Raw genomic sequence first — 22,768 nt, 5'->3', positions numbered from 1 at the left:
GCCCGGACCGACTCTGGAGCGCAGTTGAACGGTCAGAAGCAGAACGACGCGATCCCGGCCGACATCGCGGTGATCGGCATGGGCTGCCGGTTCCCCGGTGCGGACAGCCCGGACCAGTACTGGCAGAACATCCGCGAGGGCGTCGAGTCGATCCGGTTCTTCGACGACGACGAGCTGCGGGCCGCCGGCGTGCCCGCCCACATGCTGGCGAGCCCCCGCTACGTGCCGGCGTCCGCGGCCCTCCAGGGGGCGGAGGACTTCGACGCCGACTACTTCGGGTACGTGGCCCGCGAAGCCGAGTTCATGGACCCCCAGCATCGGCTGTTCCTGGAGTGCGCCCACTGGGCCATGGAGGACGCCGGTTACGACCCGGCCCGCTACCCGGGGCTGGTCGGCGTCTACGCGGGCTCCACCATGAACACCTATCTGCTGGTCAACCTGGTCGGCAACCGGCGGATGCTCGACGCGGTCGGGGACCACGCCACCATGATCGGCAACGACAAGGACTACCTGGCGCTCCGGGTCGCCTACAAGCTGAACCTCCAGGGTCCGGCCGTCGCCGTGCAGACCGCGTGCTCGACCTCCCTGACGGCGATCCACCTCGCCGCGCAGGCCATCCTGGCCGGCGAGTGCGACATGGCCATCGCCGGCGGCGCGTCGCTCCGGATGCCGCACAACGCGGGCTATCTGCAGAACGCCACGGCCTCGAAGGACGGCCACTGCCGGAGCTTCGACGCCGACTCCACCGGCAGTGTGGTGGGCAACGGCGCCGGCGCCGTGCTCCTCAAGCACCTCGACGACGCGCTGCGCGACGGGGACCACATCCACGCCGTGATCGCCGGCACCTCGATCGGCAACGACGGCCGGTCCAAGGCGAGTTTCACGGCGCCGGGCGTCGACGGCCAGGCCCGCGCCGCCGCCGGCGCCATCGCCTCGGCCGGTCTGACCGCGGACGTCATCGACTACGTCGAAGCGCACGGAACCGGCACGCCGCTGGGCGACCCGATCGAGGTCGCCGGGCTCACCAAGGCGTACCGGCTCACCACCGACCGCTCGAACTACTGCGCCATCGGCTCCGTCAAGCCCAACATCGGCCACCTCGACGCCGCCGCCGGGGTGGCCGGCTTCATCAAGGCCGTCATGTGCCTGAAGAACAAGTCGATCCCGCCGGTGCTGCACTTCCGGACGCCCAACCCCGAGATCGACTTCGCGGCCAGTCCGTTCTACGTGCCGACGGAGCTGCTGCCGATGGAGGGCGAGCCGGGCCGGCCGCGCTACGCCTCGGTGCATTCGCTCGGCATGGGCGGGGCCAACGCACACGTGGTGCTGCGGGAGGCCCCGGAGCCGGTGGCCGGTGCGCCGGAGCCCGGCAGCCAGCTGGTGGTGCTCTCCGCGCGCAGCAGGCCGGCCCTCGCCGAGCGGATGGAGCAGACCGCCCGTTGGATGCGTGAGAACCCCGGCGCCGTGCTGGCCGACGTCGCCCACACCCTCCAGGTCGGCCGGACCGAGCACGAGTACCGGGCCAGCGTCGTGGCGCGGGACCTGGCCGACGCCGCGAGTGCCCTGGGCGCCAAGGGCTCCGGACGCATCCGCAGCTCGGAGACCGTGGACGAGGCCGGTCCCCTGGTGTTCCTCTTCCCCGGCCAGGGCAGCCAGAGCGTCGGCATGGGAGCCGAACTGCACCGCCTGGAACCGGTGTTCCGGGACGCGGTCGACGAGTGCCTCGCCCTGATGCCGGCGGAGACCGCCCACCGCCTGCGGCCGCTGCTGCTGACCCGCCGCGATCCCTCGGCCGACGGCCTCACCTCGACCGACCTCGCCCAGCCCGCGCTGTTCACCGTCGAGTACGCGCTCGCCCGGCTCCTGCTGTCCTACGGCCTGGAACCCGCGGCCATGCTCGGGCACAGCATCGGCGAGTACGTGGCCGCGACCCTGGCGGGCGTCTTCAGCCTGCCCGACGCGCTGTCGGTGGTGGCCGCGCGCGGCCGCATGGTGGCAGCCCTGCCCGGCGGGTCGATGCTGGGCGTGGCGCTGCCCGAGGCCCGGGTCCGCGAACTGATCGGCGACCAGGAGCTGTCGGTCGCCGCGGTCAACGGCTCGGCGTTGGTCTCCGTGGCCGGGGAGCACCAGGCGGTGGACGCCTTCGAGGCCCGGCTGCGGGCCGACGGCGTGGTGAGCCGGCGGCTGCGGGTCTCCCATGCCTTCCACTCCGCGATGCTCGACCCCGTCCTGGAGGACTTCACCGCCAAGGTGGCCAAGGCGGCGCTCAACCCGCCCGCGATCCCGGTGATCTCCGGTGTCAGCGGTCGGCCGCTGACCGCCGAGCAGGCCACCGACCCCGGCTACTGGGCCCGGCAGCTGCGCGAGACCGTGCGGTTCGCCGACGGTCTGCGGGAGGCGGTGGCTCCCCCCGGAACCGTTCTGATCGAAGTCGGACCGGGCCGTCAGCTGTCGGCGCTGGCCGACAGCGAGCTGGCCGCGCGGACCGCGCCCGTGGCGACCATGATGCCCGGCGCCGACCAGCGCGGCAGTGAGCAGGCGGCCCTGCTCGACGGGCTCGCCGAGCTGTGGCACCAGGGCGTCCGCATCGACTGGCAGCGTACCCACCAGCACCCCCGCCTGCGGGTGCCGCTGCCCACCTATCCGTTCCAGCGCACCCGGCACTGGATCGACGCCGCGCCCGACGACGCGGTCGTCGCGCTGGAGACGGCCCCCCGGGGACCGGAGGAGTGGATACACCGGCCCCGCTGGGTGGAACTGCCGCGCGCGGCGGCCGGGTCCGGGGCCGCCGGCGCCGCCCCCGAAGCGACCGCGGTCCTGGTGCTGGCGGACCGGTCCGGGGTCGGCGCGGCCTTGGGCGAGCGGCTGACCGCGCTGGGCAGCCGGGTCACGCTGGTGGACGCCGACGCCGATGCCGGCGCCGTGGTGAAGGCGGCGCTGGCCACGCCGGGCTCCCGCCCGGACGCCGTGGTGCACCTGCGGGCGCTGGACGCCGCGCCCGGGGACACCGTGGAGCAGGAGCAGGCGGTCGGCCTGCGGTCGCTGCTCGACATCCTGCCGGCCGGCGGGGCGCAGCCGGTCCGGCTGCTCCACGTGACGCGCCACGTGTTCGACGTGACGGGTGAGGACCCGCTGCGGCCCGGCCTGGCCACCGCGGTCGGCCTGTGCCGGGTCGTGCCGCAGGAGACCTCCTGGGACTGCCGGGTGGTCGAACTGGACCCGCGCGACCCGGCCGACCGCCTGCCGGAGACGGTGGCGGACCTGCTGGCCGAGCTGGGCGACACGGCGTCGCAGGCGTCCCCGGTGGCCCTCCGGGGCCGGAAGCGGTTCGTCCGCGCGCACGTCCGGGTGGACGTCGGCAACCAGGTCCCCGCCGGACACGGCACCCACCTCCTGGTCGGCGGGCTCGGCATGATCGGCCGGACCCTGGCCGCGGAGATCCTGCGCGACCCCGCCGCCCGCGTGATGCTCTACGACCGCGTCGAACCCGGCGCGCTCGCCCCGTCGGCGCGGCGGGAGCTGGAGGAGCTGCGGGCGCTCGGCGGCGACCGTCTGACCGTGCGCCGTGGCGACGCCGAGGACGTCGGGGCGCTGACCGCGGCGGTCCAGGAGGCGGCGCGGCGGGACGGCCGTCTTGCCGGGGTGGTCTACACCCCGGGCATGTCCGTCTCCGAGGGCATCCGGGCCGTGCTGGACTCCTCGCCCGAGCTGTTCGCCCACCACATGACCACCAAGATGGCCGGGCTGCACGCACTCGACGCGGCCCTGGACGGTGTGGCGTACGACCGCTGCATGATTGTCGGATCGCTCTCCAGCCTGCTGGGCGGAGTGGGCGGAGCCGCCTACACCGCGGCCAACTGGTACGCCGACACCTACGTGGCCCGGCGCAACCGGACCGCGGCCACGCCCTGGCTCAACGTCCAGTGGGAGCACTGGCGGGAGGCGGACACCCCCGGTCTGCGCGACGCGGCGGACTGCGGACCGCAGGAGGCCAAGGAGCTGTACCGCCTGCTGACCGCCGTGGGCGGGGACGGGCCGTTCACCGTGTGCGCGGCCGACCCCGACGTGCGCGAGGCGCTGGCACGGCAGGCCGAGGCCGCCTCCGCCGTCGGCGCCCCGCCGGCCGACGGCGGGCCGGCAGGCCCCTCAGGCGGCACGGCCAAGGGCCGGCCGAAGATGTCCGTACCCTACGTCGCGCCGCGCGACGAGACGGAGGAGTACGTCGCGGGCATGTGGCGCGACATGCTCGGCATCGACGAGATCGGCGTTCGCGACAGCTTCTTCGAACTGGGCGGGCAGTCCCTGCTCGCCATGCAACTGGTCGGACGGCTGCGCGACGCCCATGGGATCGAACTGCCGCTGGGCGAGATCTTCCAGGAGGCCACGGTGGCCACGATCGCCCAGCTGATCCGAGCCGCGGGCGAGGGCCCGTCGGCCGTCGGGCCGCACGACGTGGCGGCCGCGGAGCAGGAGCCGACCGTCGACGTAGAGGTCGGGGAGGTCGCCTCGGAGGAGCTGGAGGCGTTGCTCAGCGAGATCGAAGGGCTGTCGAGCTCGGACATCGAGGCGGCCTTGGGCACCGAGGGCGAGGCGAACGCCTGACCCGCTCCCCGGGGAGGGCCGGACCGGTCGTGGGGTGGAGGGGAAGTCCCGCAGCGGGCCTCCACCCCGGGGTAGCCGGCGTGGGCACGACGCCTGCGCCGGCTACCGGTTCCCCGCGCCCCCGGGCAGCCGCCGGCGTACCAGCTCCGTGAGCTCGCTCTGGTCGCCGTGGACCAGGAAGTGGTCGCCCGTCACTTCGAGCTGCTCGAACCCGGCGGAGGTCTCGGCGCGCCAGCCGCTGACCATCGCCTCGGTCAGTGTGTCGTCGTCCCGTCCGCGGATGGCCGTCACCGGAACCGGCAGCGGCGCGCGGTCGGTGCGTACGTAGGTCTCGGTGCAGGCGAAGTCCGCGCGGACCGTGGGAAGGACCAGCCGCATCAGCTCGGCGTTGGCCAGCAGCTGGGGCGGGGTCGCCGTCAGGCGGGTCAGCACCTCGATGAGGGCTGCGTCCGGCAGGCCGTGGACCGGCGTCGTGCCGAACGGCTCGCGGGGCGCGCGGCAGGAGGCGGCGAAGAGCCGGTCCGGTGGGCGCAGTCCGCGGTCGACCAGCCGCGCGGCCGTCTCGAAGGCCAGCAGCGCCCCCATGCTGATGCCGAACAGAGCGTACGGCCGGTCCAGCAGCGGGGCCACCTCGACTGCGAGCTGATCGGCGAGGAGGTCCATCCGGTCCACCGCGGGCTCGTGGAAGCGCTCCGCCCGGCCGGGCAGCTTCACCGGCACGGCGTGGACGTCCGGCCCGAGCTGCTCCTGCCAGTCCCGGAACAGGGCCCAGCCGCCTCCTGCGTACGGCAGGCAGAACAGCCGGGTCGCGGCATCGCTGTGCTCGGCGGCGTAGGGGAACCAGGGCGAGCCGGACAAGCGCGGTCCGGTCCCGGCGGCGCCGGTCATCGGGTCGGCTCCGACAGCGCCGGCAGGTCGGCGACCCGTGTGGCGGGCGCGGCGGCCAGCGTCTCCACGGTGTGCCGCAGATGCCCGCGGAGGCGTTCCACGGCGGCGTCGGGGAACCGGGCGGCGTACTCGATCCGGCCGGTCAGCCCGTCGCGCCGGCGGTTCCAGGACAGGGCGAGGTCGTGCTTGACCTCCACCGGCGGCAGGGGGTGGTGACTCAGCCTCAGGCCGCCCAGGGACACGGCGTCCATCGGCGCGTTGTTGTGCACCACCGCCACGTTCCCGAACGGGCTGCGCGCGTCACCGCGGCGGGGAAGCGCCGAGACCAGCCGGGAGAACGGCAGGCCGCTGTGGGCCAGTGCGTCGGCCACAACCCCCGCGGCCCGTTCCAGCAGCGCGTCCAGTCGGTCGTCGGGGCCGACGCGCAGGCGCAGGACCACCGTGTTGACGAAGCAGCCGATCAGCGCGCGCCCTTCATGGCCGCGCCGGTCGACCGGGGTGGTCATGACGAGGTCGTCCTGGCCACTCGCCCGGTGCAAGGTGGCCGCCGACGCCGCCACCAACCCGGTGAACAGGCTGGTGCCGTGGCGTGCGCACAGCTGTTCCAGTGCCGTGGCCGGGCCGTCCGGCACCCGCAGCGTCAGCTCGCGGCCTGCCCACTTCCCGCCTGCCGCCGGGCCCGGCGCCGGTCCGGGTTCACCGCCCCGCGTGGGCGGCTGCGGCGGCTCAGCCGCTGCGGACCGCTCGGCCAGCGGGGACAGGTCGATCCGGTCGGGCGCGCCGTCGAGCGTCCTCAGCCAGTGCTCCAGGGCCTCCGCCGGCACGGCGTCCTTCGCCGCGAGCGCGAAGTACCCCTGGGGCGGCACGGCGAGCAGGGGCCGCCGGCCGGCCGCCAACGCCGGGTACAGCGCGGCGAGTTCGGCCAGCAGCACGCCCAGCGAACCGCCGTCCGAGACGATGTGGTGGAAGCTGGTGACCAGCACCCGCTCCTCGGGTCCGGTGCGCACCAGCAGGCAGCGCCACACCGGCCCCCGGTCGAGCCGGAAGGGCGTGACGGCCTCCTGTGCCACGAGCCGCGCCGCCTGCTGTCCGGGATCGGGCAGGGCGGTGACATCCTCCACCCGCCAGGGCAGGCGCAGCGCGCCCGGCGGCTCCACGAACGCGTGCGGGACGCCGTCCTCGTCGGCCGGGTAGCGCGAGCGCAGCGGTTCGTGCCGGTCCTGGACCCGTTGGAGCGCCTCGCGGAGCAGGTCCTCGTCCACCGGCCCAGACAGGCGTACGGCCGCCGGGTTGTGGTAGGTCGAGGTCCCGGGATTGAGCTGCTCGAAGAGCCAGATGCCGAACTGCGTCGCGGACGGCCGGTACGGTCCGGGCGATGTGCGCTGCCTCAACCGGCGTTCCAGAAGGGCCCGTTGGGCCGGAGTGAGCCGTTCCAGACGTCCGGCCAGGTCGTCGCCCGCTCCCCCCGCGGTCACGGCGCCGGCTCGCGCTTCCCCTGCCACCTCGTCCCGCCCTCCCAAGCATCGGATGCCAGACGACCATGGCACACACCGGGCGTCCGTGTGGTCGTATCGAGCGGTCTTGACGGAACAGTGCCGAGTGCAGATCCTTGTGATCGCTGAGGCTCCACCTGACCCGCGCCGTCACTCCCCGGCTCACTGTTCCGTGCGTCCGCTCGTGGGCGAGGCCCCATGCCCCTGCCGACGCGGGACGGCGTACCGGCCGTCGCATGGAGGCATCATCGCAGTGGTGGAAATCGACGCCCGCATACGCGCCCTGTCCCCGCAGCAGCGTCGGTTGCTCCAGGAACGGCTGGCCGCCCGCAAGCCGCCGCCCGCGCCGCCCCTCGAGGCTCCCGCCCCGGTGCGCGCCCGCCACGGCGGACAGCCGCTGAAGTGGAGCCTGTTCTTCTTCTCGGCCGGCGGTGACCACACCACCGGCGAGCACTACGCCTTCCTGCTGGACTGCGCCCGCTTCGCCGACCGCAACGGCTTCGAGGCGATCTGGCTCCCCGAACGCCACTTCGACTCCTTCGGCGGCCCCTACCCGGCGCCGACGGTCCTGGCAGGCGCCGTCAGCGCGGTCACCGAACGGGTGGGGGTGCGGGCGGGCAGCGTCGTGCTCCCGTTGCACGACCCGGTGCGGGTGGCCGAGGAGTGGGCCGTCGTCGACAACCTGTCCGGGGGGCGGACCGGGGTCTCCTTCGCCTCCGGCTGGCACCCCAACGACTTCGCGCTGGCCCCCGACGCCTACGCCGACCGCCGGGACCGGACGGTGCAGGGCATCCGGCAGTTACGCGAGCTGTGGGGCGGCGGCACCGTCGAGCGCCGGGACGGCGCCGGCAGCACCATCGCGATCGGCACGCTCCCGCGCCCGGTCCAGCGGGAGATCCCGTTGTGGATCACCGCGTCGTCCTCGCCGGAGACCTGGCGCACCGGCGCCCGCGAGGGACTGCACGTCCTGACGGCCCTGCTGGAGCAGAGCCCCGCCGAACTCGGCGAGAAGGCCGCGCTCTACCGTGACGAACTGCGCGCCGCCGGACGCGATCCGGACGAGCACGCGGTCACCGCGATGCTCCACACCTTCGTCGGGTCCGACGAGGATGCCGTGCGGCGCACGGTCCACGCCCCCATGATCGGCTACCTGCGCTCGCACATGGAGCTGTTCGCGAAACTGGCCAGCAGCAAGGACGTGGCCATCGACCCCGCCAAGGTGAGCGCCGCGGACCGGGCGGCCCTGGCGGAGCTGGCCTTCGGGCGCTACTTCACCACCAACGGGCTGTTCGGGACACCGCGGTCCGCGCTGCCCAGGGTCCGCGAACTCGCCGCCTCGGGCGTCACCGAGATCGCCTGCCTGGTGGACTTCGGCGTCGCGCCCAAGGAGGTGCTGGCCAACCTGGTGCACCTTCAGGAACTGCGGGAAGCCGCCGAGACGGCCGGCGTCCGGACCCTCGCCGGCGCCGGAGCGCAGGCGTGACCGACACCGGCGAGCGTCTGCGGGACTTGTGGAACGAGCTGCTCGACCGGCCGGAGGGCGCCGAGGACCTGGACTTCTTCAGCCTGGGCGGGCAGTCGCTCATCGCCACCCGGCTGATCGGCCGGATCGCGGAGGAGTTCGGCGTCCGCCTGCGGCTGCGGGACGTCTTCGACCACCCCACCCTGTCCGGCTTGAGCGCCCTGGTCGCCGCCGCCCGGGAGCATGCGCGGGAGACCGGCGAGCGCATCGTCGCCGACGCACCCGCCGACGGGCCGGTCCGGCTCGTCCACACCCCGTCACGCCCCTACAGCGCTCCGCTCGCCCCGCTCCAGGAGCAGTTCTGGAAGGTCGAGCGCACCCTGCCGGAGGCCGCGTTCTTCAACCAGGTCATGCGGGTGGACCTGAGCGGGAACCTCGACCCCCGCCTGTTGATGTCCGCCCTGCGCGGCGCCGTCCGCCGGCACGACGTCCTGCACGCCACCCTGGAGGAGACCCCGGACGGCCCCCGGCAGACCGTACGCCCGGACTTCACCGTGCCGGTCCGGCAGCGCGAGTACGGGGACCTGGACGAGGCGTCGCGCGAGGAGGTGATCCGGCGGGCTGCCAAGGCCGAGGCCCGGCTGCCGTTCGACCTGGTCCGCGAGATTCCGCTGCGGCTCAGGGTGCTGCGCTTCACCGCGACCCGCAGCGCGGTGCTGGTGGTCACCCACCACATCGCCTTCGACGGCTGGTCGCGCAACCAGCTGGTGGCCGACGTCGCCGCCCAGTACCGGGCCCGGGTGGAGGGCACCGCGCTGCCCGAGCCGCTCCCCTTCACGTACACCGACTTCGCCGCCTGGGCGGTGTCCCACCGGGCCGCCGGGGGGATGGACGCGTCCCGCGCCTACTGGCTGGAGCGGCTCGCGGCGCCCTACCCGGATTTGCGGCTGCCCGGGGCGCTGGACGGCGACGACACCTACCAGAGCGCCACCCATCCCGTCACCGTGCCCGCCTCGGCGCTGGCCTCGGTCTCGCGGCTGGCCCGCCGGGAGAGCACCACCGACTTCACGATCCTGCTGGCGGTGTTCCTGCTGGCGGTGGCGTGCCGCAGCGGTGCGCGAGAGACGATGGCCGCCATCCAGGTCGCCAACCGCCGCTGGCCCGGCGCCCAGGCGCTGGTCGGACTCTTCGCCAACACCCTGGTGCTGCGCGTGCCCGTCGACACCGCCGACCCGTTCGAGACATACCTGCGCGCGGTGAGATCGGCCCTGCTGGAGGCGTTCGACCATCAGGACGTCCCCTTGGAGGAGGTGGTCGACGCGCTCCGCGAACGCGACGGCATCGACCCCGCCGACCTGCTCCAGGTGGGCTTCGCCCTCCAGGAGTCCTGGGTGCCCGAGACCCCCGTGCCCGGCGGTTTCCTGCGCCAGGCGTCAGGTCTCGCCGTCGGTGACGACCAGGAACTGGACCCCAGCACCTTCGGACTGACGATGGAGCTGCGCGTGGACGGGCCGATGCTGTCCGGGTACGTCACCTACAAGGCCGACCGCTACCCGCCGGAGGTGATCGAGGCGCTGGTCACCACGTTCGACGGCATCCTGCGGACGGTCACCGGGGAGCCGCGGACGGCGGTCGGCACGCTCGTCGCCGAGCAGGCGGCCCTGTGAGCGGCGCCTGCCTGCACGGCCTGTTCGCGGAGCACGCCCGCCGCCGGCCCGCCGCCGTCGCGCTGCACGCGCCCGGCCGCACCGTCGCCTACCGCGAACTCGCCCTGGCCGCCGCACGGGTGGCCGCCCGGCTGCGCGACGTGGGCGTCGGCCCCGGGTCGTTGGTGGCGGTCTTCGGCCCGGCCACCCCCGAACTCATGGCCGGGATGCTGGGCACGCTCGCAGCGGGCGCCGCATGGCTGCCGCTCGGCCTCGCCGACCCGCCGCAGCGCACCCGCGCCCTGCTGGCGCAGGTCCGCCCCGACGCCGCGCTGTGCGGGCAGGAGGAGTCCGCCGAGTGGGCCCTGCGGGCCGACCCCGGCACGCCCTCGATCCTCCTGGGACCTGAGGTGTGGTCGGGTCCCGCCGAGCCGGCCGATGCCCCCGTGCAGCCGGACGACCTCGCCTACGTCATGTTCACCTCCGGCAGCACCGGCGTGCCCAAGGGCGTCGAGGTCACGCACCGCAGCCTGGTCAACTACTGCCGCTGGGTGGCCCGGGCCAACCGCGTCGACGGTGGCGTCGCCCTCCTGCCCGCCACCACCCGGCTCACCTCCGACGCCTGTCTTCAGCAGGTGATCGCTCCGCTGACCCGCGGCGACGCGGTCTGGCTGGTGGACGAGGACCTGCGGCTCGATCCGGAACGCCTGCTGGCGGAGCTGACCGCCCGCCCGGGCGCCGGGCTGCACTGCGTGCCCGCGCTGTGGGAGGAACTGCTGCTGGTCCTGGAATCCGCGGCCGCCCCCGTGCCCGCCCTCTCCAGTCTGTTCCTGGGGGGCGACCGGGTACGCGAGGACCTGTGGTCGCGCACCCGCAGGCTTCTGCCGCACTGCGCCATGGCCAACGTCTACGGCCCCACCGAGGCGACCGTCCAGGTGACCGGCGGCTTCCAGCCGGCCGGCGCCGAGCTGACCGTCGGCCGGCCGGTCGACAACGTCCGGGTGCTCGTCCTGGACGAGGGCGGCCGGCCCGTCCCGGCGGGCGAGGACGGCGAAGTGCACCTGGGAGGGGTGTGCCTGGCCCGCGGGTACCGGGGAGCGCCCGCCGAGACCGCCGAGCGCTTCATCGGTACCGGAGCGGACCGCCTCTACCGCACGGGCGACGTGGGCGCCCTCCTGCCGGACGGGACGCTGCGCCTGCGCGGGCGGCTGGACGACCAGGTGAAGATCCGCGGCAACCGCGTCGAGCCCGGCGAGATCGAGGCGGCTCTCGCGGCGCTGGACGGGGTGGGCCGTGCCGCGATCGCCGTCTCCTCGGACAGCCGCGGCGAGGTCGTGCTCGCCGCGGGCGTCGAGTCCACGCGGGTGGGCCCCGACCTGTCCGCCGCCCTGCTGGCCGAACTGGCTGGCCGGCTGCCCGGGCACTTCGTCCCGGCCGCGCTGCGCGTCTACGACCGGCTTCCGCTGACACCGAACGGCAAGGTGGACCGGGCGGCCATCGCCGCCGGGGCCATCGGGCAGGTCGCGCCGTCGGCCAAGCCGCAGGTGTGGGGCTCCCCGCTGGAAGAGCAGGTCGCCGGGGTGTGGAACGAGCTGATGGACCGGCCCGCGACCTCGCCCGACGACGACTTCTTCGCACTCGGCGGCCACTCACTGCTCGCGGTCCGGGCGGCCGGCCGGCTGACGAGGAAGCTCGGCCGCGCGGTGGACGTCGGCGTGATCTTCGAGCACCGCACGGTCCGCGCGGTGGCGGAGGCCGTCGCTGGCCTCCCGCAGCGCGAGGCGGACGGCCCGCGGCGGGACGCGGACGTCCCCGTCCCGCTCTCGGTGCAGCAGCAGGAGCTCTGGCGGACGCAGGAGTTCCTGGCCGGCACCCCCTTCAACACGGCGCTCCTGCCGGTCCTCATCGACGGACCGCTGGACGTGCCGGTGCTGACCGCGGCGCTCGGCGACGTGGTCGCGGCGCACCCGGCGCTGCGCGGCCGGGTGGTCCCCGGGACCGACGGCGGCGCGCCGACACAGACGGTCGCCCCGGTCACGCCGCCGCCCTGCCCGGTGACGGACCTGAGCGCCCTCGCCGCGCGGTCCGCCGAGGAGGCAGCGGTCCGGCAGGCCCGCATCCTGCTCGCCGAGCCCCTCGATCCGGTGCGCGGACCGGTGCTCAGAGCCCGGCTGGTGCGGCTGTCACCGGACCGCTCGTACCTCCTGCTGGCGGTGCACCACCTGTTCTGCGACGGGGTGTCGCTGAACGTCGTGCTGGCCGACCTCGCCGAGGCATACGGCGTCCGGCAGTCCGGCGGCGTCGGCGCCGGGCCCGCGGCCGAACCCGGGCACCTGCGGTACGCCGGGCACCAGCGCAGGCAGCTGGAGCTGGGGCGCTACGCCGACCACCTGGCGTACTGGAGCGCCAAACTGAGCCGTCCGGTGCCGGAACCGCGGCTCGGCCCCAAGCCCGCGGCGGCGGCCGACCCGTTCGACTTCGCCACCGCCGACATCGCACTCGGCCGCGAACTCGCCGGCCGGTTGCGGAACTTCGCCGGCTCGCGGGGCGCCACGCCGTTCATCTGCCTGACCGCCGCGCTCGCCGCAGCGCTGCACGCCCGCGGCACCCCGTCGCCGGTGCGGCTCGGCACCCTGAGCGCCAACCGCGAGGACCCCGCGTGGGAACACACGGTGGGTCTGTTCAGTACCACCCTGGCGCTGGACGTGCCGGTCGACCCGGCCGCCGCCTTCGACACGCTGGTGGCCGCCGCCCGCGCCGAGGTGCTGGAGAGCTTCACCCACCAGCGCGCCCCGATGGAGCTGGCCTTCGACGCACTGCCGCCGGAACAGCCGCCGTTCCACATCGGTGTGGCCTGGGAACCGCCGCGTCCGCCCCACCAGGCCGGCCCGACCCGCTTCGAGGTCCACCGGCCCCCGGACGGATCGCATGCGGGCGTCCTGCCGTCCTCGACCGCGGCGTCCTTCGTCGTCCGCGAGGAGGACGACGATCTGCGACTCGCGCTGGAGGTCAGCAGGTCGGTGCTGGACGAGAAACCGGCCCGGCACCTGCTGGAGGATGTCCGGTCGCTGCTGGAGCGCCTGCTGGCGTCCCCCGGCGAGCCGGTCGCCCGCAGCACCGGCGCGCCGTGGTGACCGGGGCCGTGCACGGCCTGCCGGGACTGCGGGCCGACGTCACGATCGAGCACGGAGCCGGCGGCGTCCCGACCGTCCGCGCCTCCTGCCTGTCCGACTGCTGGGCGGGCCTCGGCCACGCGGTCGCCACCGACCGCCTCTTCCAGCTCGACCTGCTGCGCCGCAGCGCGGCCGGCCGGCTGGCCGAACTCTTCGGACCCCCGGCCGTCGCCCAGGACACCGCGCAGCGCCGGTCCGGGCTCACCGCCGCCGCCGATCGGGCGCTGGGCGACCTGCCCGACGACCAGCGGGCGGTGCTCACCGCCTACACCGGCGGCGTCAACGCGGTGATCGCCGCCGCGCCGCCGCCGCTGGAGCTGGAGGTGCTCGGCCTGCCCATGGAGGCGTGGCGGCCGCGCGACTCGCTGCTGGTCGCCCTCCTGCTGGCCCGGATGCTCAGCGGCGACGGCGAACACCACCGGATGCGCGGGCTGATGGACCGCTCGCTGCCGCCCGAGGTCGTCGGCTTCCTGCTCGGCGAGTCCGACCCCTACCTCGTGGGGCTGGACGGCCGGCCGGCCGACGGCAGGAAGGCCGACCCGCCGGTGCGGGCGCTGCGCGCCCTGCTCGCCGAGGCGCCCGTCCCGTCCGGCGGCGCCCGCCAGATCGTGGCGTCCGACGACCGTCCCTGGGGTTCGAACGCCCTGGGCCTGTCCGGTTCGCACACCTCCGACGGGCGAGCACTGCTGGCCAACGACATGCACCTTCCGCTGGGCGCGCCCGCCCTTTTCCACCGGGCCGGCCTGCGCTGGCCGGACGGCCGGGTGGACGGTGTGACGGTCCCCGGACTTCCGGTCTTCGTGACCGGGGTCAGCGCCACGCTGGCCTGGGGGGCGACCCGGTTGGCGGCGGACGTGGTCGAGCTGGTCGAGGTGCGGCCCTCGCACCTGACCACCCGGCGTGAACGCATCCTGGTGCGCCACGGCGACCCGGTCGAGGTGGAGGTGCGGGACAGCCCGTGGGGGCCGGTCGAGGGACCGGGACCCGACGGGCTCCTGCTGGCCCGGCACTGGGTGGGCCGCGACCCGGGCGGTGTCGACCTCGGACTGGGCGCGCTGATGACCGCCGGGGACGTCGAGGCCGGTACCCAGGCCGCCCGGCGGGCCGGCGGGCCGCCGCTGAACGTCCTGCTGGCCGACTCCGGCGGCCGGATCGCCTGGACCGTCTCCGGCCGCTTCCCGGTGCGCGACGGCGCCGGACCGGTCACGCCCGACCGCGCCTGGACCGCCCACCGGTCCCCGCACGAGCTGCCGCACGTCACCGACCCGGCCTCGGGGCGGCTGGTCAGCGCCAACAACGGCGTCCGGGAGCACGGTCAGGTCCCGGGCCTGGCCGCCAACCACTTCTCGGCCCGACGGGCCGCACGGATCGGCGAACTGCTCGACGCCGGCGGAACCTGGGACGAGCACCGGCTGCTGGCACTCCAGAGCGACACCGACGCGCAGTTCTACGGTTTCTACCGCGACCTGGCGCTCACGGTCCTCACCGACTCCGTGACGCGGGCCGACGAGCAGCGCGGCCGGCTGCGCGAGGCCGTCCGCGCCTGGGACGGCACCGCCGGTACCGACGCGATCGGGCTGGCCGTGCTGGTCGCCTGGCGCGAGCTGCTGCGCGAGTCGCTGTTCGCCGCGCTGCTGAGCCGCTGTGCGGCCGGGAACGAGGATTTCGTTTACTGCTGGCACTCGCACGAGTCGCCGCTGCGGGCGATGTTGGGCGACGCTTCGCTCTTCCCCCCGCCGCACCGCGACCAGCGGAGCTTCCTGCTGTTCGAACTCGACGTGTGCGGGGGCCTGTTGCGCCACGTGGCACCGGATACCGGCCCGGAGGCGCTGCGGTGGGGCGTGCTGAACCCCAGCGGCATCCGCCATCCCATGTCGCCCCTCGCGCCCGAACTCGCCGCACTCCTCGACCTGCCCCAGGACGAGATGCCGGGCTGCCCGGAGTCGGTCTGCGCGGCGCGGCCCGGCTTCGGCCCGGCCGTGCGGCTCGCCGCGTCCCCCGGCCGGCCCGCGCAGGCCCTCCTCAACCTTCCCGGGGGCCAGTCCGGCGACCCGCGCAGCCCCTTCTACCGCGACCAGTTCGCCGCCTGGCTGATCGCCGCCCCCCGCCCGCTGGACCCGCCGCCGACCGGCGGCGCCGCCACGCGGCTGGTACCCATCCCGCCGGGGCAGGCATGAGTGGCGGGAGTCCGAGAACAGGTGCCGGACGGTGCCGCCATGCAGATCGGCGGCGTCGTCCGCGCCGCGGAACACAGCCGGAGCGGCGCGGGAGACGCCCACCATGACCGTGCCGGCCGCCGTGAGCGAGGCGTTCGCTCCCGTGGCCGCGGCCCGGTCCTGTGCCTGATCGAGAACGGTCGAGAGATCCACGAGGAGAACGAGTGTCGGAACCCTTTCGTCTCGACGGCGCACGCGCCATGGTCACCGGGGCCGGCCGCGGCATCGGCCGTGAGGTGGCGCTGCTGCTGGCCCGCCAGGGCGCCCAGGTCACCGTGGTCGCTCGAACGGCCGCTGACGTCGAGGCCGTGGCCCGGGAGATCCGCGGGGCCGGCGGCGCCGCGCACTGGATCGCCGCCGACTGCGGCGATCCCGAGACCGCCGAACAGGCCGTGGCCGAGGCGGCCGACCGGATGGGCGGGCTGGACATCCTCGTCGGCAACGTCGGCGGGTGGGGCGACGTGCCGGGCTCCGCGGGACCGCTGGCCGACGCAACCGCGGCGTCGATCGACTCCGTGTTCGGGGTGAACGTCAAGGCCCCGCTGCTCACCATCATGGCCGCGGCCCGCGTGATGACCTCCCAGGGGGCCGGCGGCGCCATCGTCTCCACCGCCTCCATCGACGGCCTGTTCCCCGCCCCGGGCGAGGCCCTGTACGGAGCGGCCAAGGCCGCCCTGATCAGCCTGACTGGCGCCCTCGCGTACGAACTGGGAACCGACGGCATCCGGGTCAACGCGGTCGCCCCGGCCCTCATCGAGACCGCGATGACCCAGCCGTGGCTGACCGACGAGGACGACCGGCAGGACCGAGCCTCCCTCTACCCGCTGGGCCGGTTCGGCCGCCCCGAGGACGTCGCGGCCGCGGTGCTCTACCTGTGCAGCGAGCAGGCGGGCTGGGTCTCCGGGGTCACCCTGCCGGTCCACGGCGGCCAGCAGGCCACCAGCGACGCCTTCCGCTGGGTACGCGCCCACAACACCGTGCCGCCGCTCCGCCTCATCTGAATCTGATGCGCGGCCCCGCCCGGGGCAGCATGCGTCTCCGCCAGGGGACGGGAAGGAGAACGATCGCATGCCCCCGCGGCCGCCCGGCCCCGCAGGTGAACGGCCCGCCCGGCGCGGTTCACCGCTCCTGGCGATGCTCGTGATGCTGCCGTCCGCCGGTCTCCCGCTGGCCGGACTGCTGCTGCTCGCACTGGTCGGCGCCGCCCTCGCGCCGGTGGCCCTGACGATCGCCAACGGCCGGCTGGTCGACGTGGTGTCGGGCGCAGCCGCCCACGGCCACGCCTGGGCACTGCGTCAGGTCACCGTGCTGGGCGTCCTGATCGCCCTCGGCTTCCTGCTCCAGCAGTTGCTGGTCCCGGTCGCCCAGCAGACGGCCGACGCCCTCGGACGGCGCCTGACCCGGCAGCTGCGGGACCGCGTCATGGCCGCCTCGCTCGGCCCCCCCGGCATCGGCCACCTCGAAGACACCGCCACGCTCGACCTGGTGACGGGGGCGCAGGGCGTCGGCACCGCCGGCTTCACCCCGCGCGACGCCCTGATCGCGACCGCTAACATCGGCGCGGCCCGCCTGCAGGCGGTGGCCTGCGCGGCGCTGATCGCCGTCTTCCACTGGTGGCTCGCCCTGGCCCTGCTGGCCGGCTTCGCCGTCCTGACCAGCGGGGTCGTCGCCGACTACCGGCGCGGCCAGCAGGCGCTGATGGGCACCCCGGCGAAGCTGCGCCGCTCGACGTACGTCCGCGACTTCGCCCGGGACCCGGAAGCGGCAAAGGAGATCCGTATCTTCGGGCTGCGCGACTGGCTCGACCTGCGCTTCCACCAGGAGTGGGGGGCCGCCATGGCGGGCCTGTGGCGGACCCGCCGGGACGGCCGCCTCCTGATGCCCCTGCTGACCGCCGGGGTGATGGCCGTGCAGCTCTGCGGCTTCACCGTGCTGGGCCTCGCCGCATCCCACGGCGACCTGAGCGCGGGGCGCTTCACCGCCTACGCCGGCGCGCTGCTCGGGCTCAGCGCCGTCATGGGCGTCAGCCCCGACAACGTGAAGATCGACCAGGGGGCCGCCGCGGTCCCGCTGGTCCGCGCGCTCGAACACGCCCTCCCGCCGGCCGCCTCCGACCCACCGGCAGCCGTTCCCGGCGCCGCCCCGGCCGTCCGGTTCGAGGCAGTCGGCTTCCGCTACCCCGGACGCGCCGAACCGGTCTTCAGCGGCTTCGACCTGGACATCCCGGCCGGCCGGTCCCTGGCCGTCGTGGGCGTCAACGGGGCGGGGAAGAGCACCCTGGTCAAGCTGCTGTCCGGGATGTACCAGCCGCAGGCCGGCCGCATCCTGATCGACGGCATCCCGCTGACGGAGTCTGACACCGGCCGATGGCAGCGGCGGATCGGCGCGGTCTTCCAGGACTTCGTCCACTACGAGCTGAGCGCCGCGGACAACGTGGGACTCGGGGCCGTCGGGCACATCGGCGACATGGACGGCATGCGGATCTGCGCCGAGCAGGCCGGGGCCACCGAGCTGATCGACCGGCTGGACCAGGGCTGGCAGAACATGCTGTCCGCCAAGTTCGCCGGCGGCCGCGACCTGTCCGGCGGCGAATGGCAGCGGCTCGCCCTGGCCCGCGCGCTGTTCGCGGTCCGGCACGGAGCCCGGCTACTGATCCTCGACGAGCCGGCCTCCGCCCTCGACGTACGCGCCGAGGCGGAGCTGAACGACCGGTTCCTCTCGCTCACCGAGGGAGTGACCTCCGTGCTCATCTCGCACCGCTTCTCCACCACCCGCCGGGCCGACCGCATCGTCGTCCTCGAACACGGCACGGTCCTGGAGAACGGCAGCCACGAGGAACTCATGGCCGCGGACGGGGCCTACGCCCGGATGTTCCGCATCCAGGCCGACCGGTTCACCGGCCCCCGCACCGGAGGTGAGGCGCGTGCGTGACTCGCTGCGCGGCCTCGGCGCCGCCTTCGCCCTGTCCTTCCGCGCGGACCGGGCCCGCGCCCTGCCCTTCACCGTCCTGTTCAGCCTGCGACCGCTGACGCTGGTGGCCTCCGCCTACGGGCTGAAGCTGACCGTCCAGGCCATCCAGGCCCACCACCTCGGCTCGACCGTCCGGCTGGCCGCGGTCATCGCCTTGATCAACGCGCTCGGCTTCGCGGCCGGCTCGGTGGCGATCCGGCTGGCGGTGCCCCTCATCGAACAGACCGCCCACCTGGTCGACCGGGAAATCATGCGGTTGTCGACCACCTCGGTCGAGCCCGCCGAACGCTCCGGCTGGCTGGACGAACTCGAACTGCTCGCCACGGAACGCATGCACCTGGCCGAAGGGTGCGACGTCACCTCGCTGCTCATCGGCGCCGTGCTGCGGGCGGTCGCCACCGGAGTCGCGCTCGCCTTCGTCAACCCCTTCCTGCTGCTCCTGCCGCTGCTCGCCTGGCCGTCGCTGGCGGCCGGCTCGCGGCTGGAGCGGCTCAGGCAGCGGGCCCTGACCGAGACGGCCGCCGACCAGCGACACGCCCGCTTCCTGTTCGAGCAGGCCACCACCGCCGGTCCGGCGAAGGAACTGCGCATCTACGGCCTGCGCTCCGAGTTCCGCGACCGGCACCTGCGCCACCTGCTCGCGGCCGACGCACGGCTGGACCGCGCCGGCCTGCTGGGCACGCTGTACGTCGCCGGCGGCTGGCTGGTCTTCGCCATCGGTTACGCCGGCGCCGTGATCCTCGTGGCGCGCCAGGCCGTCACCGGCGGGATCGGCCTCGGCGACGTCGTCCTCACCCTGACCCTGGTGGCCAGCGTCAGCCAGCAGATGGCGCAGACCGTCCGCTTCGGCAACGCCGTCCACAACAGCAAGGAGGCAGGAACCCGGCTGCTCCGGCTGCGTGCCCGGGCGCAGACGGCCGAGGCGCTGTGGACCGGCTCCCTCCCGGCGCCGCGGCGGCTCACCCGGGGCATCGAGCTGCGCGGCCTCGGCTACCGGTACGCCGGCGCCGACCACGACGCGCTCGCCGACGCCGACCTGTTCCTGCCGGCCGGCAGCGTAGTCGGTGTGGTGGGCGACAACGGGGCCGGCAAGAGCACCCTGGTCCGGCTGCTGGCGGGCCTGGCCACCCCCACGCACGGCAGCATCCTGGTCGACGGCACCGACCTGCGCGACCTCGACCTCGCCGACTGGCGCTCCCGGATCACGGCGGGCTTCCAGGACTTCGCCAAGCCGCAGTTCCTGCTGCGCGACACCGTCGGCATCGGCGATCTCCCCCGGATCGACGACACCCTCGCCGTCACCGACGCCCTGCGCGCCGCCGACGCCGAGACCCTGCCGGACGCCCTCGGCAGCGGGCTGGACACCCCGCTCGGGCGAAGCTTCGACGACGGGACCGACCTGTCCGGCGGGCAGTGGCAGAAGCTCGCCGTCGCCCGCGCCATGATGCGCACCGACCCGCTGCTGCTCCTGCTCGACGAGCCGACCGCGGCCATCGACCCGGCCGCCGAACAGGCGCTGCTCGACCGGTACGCCGCCGCAGCGCGGGCCATCGGCCGGGCCACAGGCGCGGTCACCCTGCTCGTCTCGCACCGGCTCGGCACCATGCGCGACACCGACCTGATCGTGGTGCTGCGCGGGGGCCGGATCGCCGAGGCCGGCACGCACCGCGAACTCCTCGCACTCGGCGGCTCGTACGCACAGCTCCACGCACTGCAACGCCAGGCGTACCGGTGAGCGACGGGCCCGGTGGCCCGGTCCCGCGACCTGATGCCCCCGGCCACGTCCGCGGATCACGGGGTACCCGTCCGAAAGGAACGCGTCCGATGCGTAGCGCCCGACTGCACACCCTGCCCTACCACCCGCCGGCCACCGCCCTGCAACGGCGGCTGTGGCTGACCTCGCAGTACGCCCGCGACATCCCCGCCTACATCCTCGCCTACGCCTGGCAGGTCGACGGGCCGTTCGACCCGGCAGCCTTCCACGCCGCGCTGACCGCCGTGACCGGCCGCCATGAGGCGCTGCGCACCACGTTCACCCTCCGGGAGGGCGAGCTGCTGCGCGTCATCCACCCCGAGCTCCCGCCGGGCTTCGACCTCCTCGACAGCGTTGCCGCGTCCGACGTACCGGAGCTGGCGCGACAGGAGGCGACCACCCCGTTCGACCTGGACCGTGGGCCGCTGCTGCGCTGCCGGGTCCTGCGGCATGCTCCGCAGCGGCACACCGTGTTGCTGACCACGCACCACATCACCGTGGACGGCCGGGCCATGAGCATTGTCCGGGGGGAACTCGCCGCCTGTTACGAGGCGTTCCTCCAGCAGCGACCCGACCCGCTGCCCCCGGTCCACCGCCAGTTCGCCGACTTCGCCGCCTGGCAGCAGGAGGGGCTGGACACCGGGCGGTTCGACCGTCAGATGGCGTACTGGAAGCAGCAGTTGGCGGGCATCACCGGCCCCGCCCAGCTCCCCTTCCTCAAGCCGCGGCCCACCGTTCGCACGTCGGAGGGCCGGTGGGAGGACATCTTCTGTGACGCCTCGCTCACCGCGGCCGCCCGCAGGCTCGCCGTCGGTGCGCGGACCAGCGTCTCCACGGTGCTGATCGCCGCGGCCGCCCGCTGGCTGGCCGAGGAGACCGGCCTCGGGGAGGCCGTGATCGGGATGTCGACGGTTGGCCGGTCGCTGCCCGAGTTCGACCGCCTGGTGGGGCTGAGCACCAACACCCTGCCGCTGCGCATCCCGGTGCAGCCGGCGGCCGCCGGCCGCCTGCTGGACGTGACCCGATCGGTCATGCTCGCCGCGATCGAGAACCAGGACGTGCCGTTCCCGCTGCTGATGCAGGAGCTCGGGCTGCCCCGCACTCTGCCGGTCAACCCGCTCACCCAGGTCCTGTTCGCCCTGCGCGACGGCCTCGGCCGGCCGTTTCAGCTGGCCGGCGCCGAGGTCACGGCGCTCCCGGCGGCCGGCCTGTCCAGCAGCAACGACGTGACCGTCGAACTCGACCCGCGGCCCGACGGGACGATCCGCGGCGGGCTGCTGTACTCGCCGGCCCTGATCGACCCCCCGCAGGCCGCGCGGTTGGCGGCCGGGCTGGTCGGCGTCCTGGAACGCATGACCGCGCAGCCGCGGCCGGCCGGGGCGGTCCCTCCCGGCCGGACGCCGGAGCCGAGCGGGTTCCCGGACCCCGGGCCGGCCACCGTCCCCGCTCCGTCCTCGGCCCCCGCCGGCATCGCCACCGCGCCGGTATCGGCGGACGCGCCGGCCGTACGTCCTGCGGACGGCGATCCCACGGTCCGTCAGCAGACCCGCCGCTTGTGGCGACGGCTGCTGAACGCCGAGGCGCCGGCCGACGGCGACGACTTCTTCGCCGCGGGGGGCGACTCGCTGCTCGCCGCCGAACTCATGCTGCTGCTCGGCGAGGAGCTGGACTGCTCGCTGCCGCTCAACCTGCCGGTGGGCAGCCCCACCTTCGGGAGGCTGGTCGCCGCGGTGACCGAGCACCGCGGGGGGGAGCAGCGTTGACCGGGGCCGGGCCGGTGCTCGTGGTCAAGTACGGGGGCGCGGCGATGCGGAGCGGCCGGCTGTCCGCCGCCGCGTTGCGCGCCCTGACCGTGCTGGCCGGCGGCTGCCGGCGGCTGGTCCTGGTGCACGGCGGTGGCCGCGAGGTGAGCGAGGAGGCCGCCCGGCGCGGGCTGACCCCGCGCTTCGTCGACGGCCTGCGGGTCACCGACCCCGCCATGATGGACGTCGTCCGCACGGTGCTCGTCGACCGGATCAACAAGGACCTGGTCGGCCAGCTGCAGGGCGCCGGGATACCGGCGGTCGGCCTGTCGGGCGAGGACGCCGGGATGATGACGGCGCGCACGCTGCGCGTCGACGGCGTCGCCAGGTTCGGCCGGGTGGGCGAGGTCGCCGCCGTGGACACGAAGGTGCTGACCACGGCGTGCGAGGCGGGCCTCCTGCCGGTGGTCGCGAGCGTGGCGCCCGACGCCGGCGGACTGCTCCACAATCTCAACGCCGACACCGCCGCGGCCGCCCTGGCCGCCGCGCTGTCGGCCGACCAGCTGGTCTACGTCAGCGACGTGGAGGGGCTGATGGCCGACCCGGCCGACCCGTCGTCGGTCATCGCCCGCATGGGCAGCGACGACCTCGCGGCGCTGCTGCGCGACCGGCCGCCACGGGGCGGCATGCTGCCGAAGCTGTCCGGCGCCCTCAGCGCGTTGCGGTCGGGTGTGCCCGTCGTCTGGCTGGTCGGCGACCAGGCGCTGCTCAGCGCGTGCGCCGCCGAGCCCGGTCACGGGACCACCCTGCACCGGTGACGGGC

The 22,768-nt window shown here is 74.7% G+C and carries 12 protein-coding genes; 10 read left to right on the top strand and 2 right to left on the bottom strand.

What is annotated here, in order from left to right; genetic code table 11:
- The first annotated feature begins 24 nt into the window (after positions 1-24).
- Positions 25-4,602: a type I polyketide synthase gene (locus tag OG852_RS02840; RefSeq protein WP_330346948.1), complete on the top strand. Its 4,578-nt coding sequence runs from the start codon at positions 25-27 to the stop codon at positions 4,600-4,602.
- A 102-nt stretch (positions 4,603-4,704) separates the two neighbouring features.
- Here the strand turns inward: OG852_RS02840 and OG852_RS02835 are convergent, their stop codons facing one another.
- Both OG852_RS02835 and OG852_RS02830 read right to left on the bottom strand, forming a co-directional pair.
- Positions 4,705-5,490: a thioesterase II family protein gene (locus OG852_RS02835; RefSeq protein ID WP_330346947.1), complete on the bottom strand. Its 786-nt coding sequence runs from the start codon at positions 5,488-5,490 to the stop codon at positions 4,705-4,707.
- Positions 5,487-6,965 (bottom strand): condensation domain-containing protein, encoded by a 1,479-nt coding sequence (locus tag OG852_RS02830; protein ID WP_330346946.1) that lies wholly within the window; start codon positions 6,963-6,965, stop codon positions 5,487-5,489. The genes OG852_RS02835 and OG852_RS02830 overlap by 4 nt, the downstream gene beginning before the upstream one ends.
- A gap of 274 nt (positions 6,966-7,239) precedes the next feature.
- Here OG852_RS02830 and OG852_RS02825 point away from each other — a divergent pair, with 274 nt between their 5' ends.
- The 9 genes from OG852_RS02825 to argB all read left to right on the top strand — a co-directional run bounded on the left by OG852_RS02825 (position 7,240) and on the right by argB (position 22,763).
- Entirely contained in the window at positions 7,240-8,466 is a 1,227-nt protein-coding gene (locus OG852_RS02825; RefSeq protein ID WP_330346945.1) for a MupA/Atu3671 family FMN-dependent luciferase-like monooxygenase, read from the top strand.
- Positions 8,463-10,112, top strand: a complete 1,650-nt coding sequence (locus OG852_RS02820; protein ID WP_330346944.1) for a condensation domain-containing protein — start codon at positions 8,463-8,465, stop codon at positions 10,110-10,112. Before OG852_RS02825 ends, OG852_RS02820 begins: the two co-directional genes overlap by 4 nt.
- Positions 10,109-13,225, top strand: coding sequence for an amino acid adenylation domain-containing protein (locus OG852_RS02815; RefSeq protein ID WP_330346943.1), 3,117 nt, complete (start codon positions 10,109-10,111; stop codon positions 13,223-13,225). The genes OG852_RS02820 and OG852_RS02815 overlap by 4 nt, the downstream gene beginning before the upstream one ends.
- Positions 13,219-15,441, top strand: a complete 2,223-nt coding sequence (locus OG852_RS02810) for a penicillin acylase family protein (protein ID WP_330346942.1) — start codon at positions 13,219-13,221, stop codon at positions 15,439-15,441. Before OG852_RS02815 ends, OG852_RS02810 begins: the two co-directional genes overlap by 7 nt.
- A gap of 203 nt (positions 15,442-15,644) precedes the next feature.
- Positions 15,645-16,481 (top strand): SDR family NAD(P)-dependent oxidoreductase, encoded by an 837-nt coding sequence (locus OG852_RS02805; RefSeq protein WP_330346941.1) that lies wholly within the window; start codon positions 15,645-15,647, stop codon positions 16,479-16,481.
- A 67-nt stretch (positions 16,482-16,548) separates the two neighbouring features.
- Positions 16,549-18,411: an ABC transporter ATP-binding protein gene (locus OG852_RS02800; RefSeq protein WP_330346940.1), complete on the top strand. Its 1,863-nt coding sequence runs from the start codon at positions 16,549-16,551 to the stop codon at positions 18,409-18,411.
- Positions 18,404-20,185: an ABC transporter ATP-binding protein gene (locus tag OG852_RS02795; protein ID WP_330346939.1), complete on the top strand. Its 1,782-nt coding sequence runs from the start codon at positions 18,404-18,406 to the stop codon at positions 20,183-20,185. The genes OG852_RS02800 and OG852_RS02795 overlap by 8 nt, the downstream gene beginning before the upstream one ends.
- Positions 20,186-20,274: 89 nt before the next feature.
- On the top strand, positions 20,275-21,966 hold the full coding sequence (locus OG852_RS02790; protein ID WP_133916549.1) for a condensation domain-containing protein: 1,692 nt from the start codon (positions 20,275-20,277) through the stop codon (positions 21,964-21,966).
- Positions 21,963-22,763, top strand: coding sequence for an acetylglutamate kinase (gene argB, locus OG852_RS02785; RefSeq protein ID WP_330346938.1), 801 nt, complete (start codon positions 21,963-21,965; stop codon positions 22,761-22,763). The genes OG852_RS02790 and argB overlap by 4 nt, the downstream gene beginning before the upstream one ends.
- Positions 22,764-22,768: the final 5 nt, after the last annotated feature.

Origin of the sequence: Streptomyces sp. NBC_00582 (assembly GCF_036345155.1) — a bacterium.
Lineage (GTDB): Bacteria > Actinomycetota > Actinomycetes > Streptomycetales > Streptomycetaceae > Streptomyces.
Note: the sequence above shows the minus strand (reverse complement) of the source record. Positions and strands in the feature narration are given on the sequence as shown.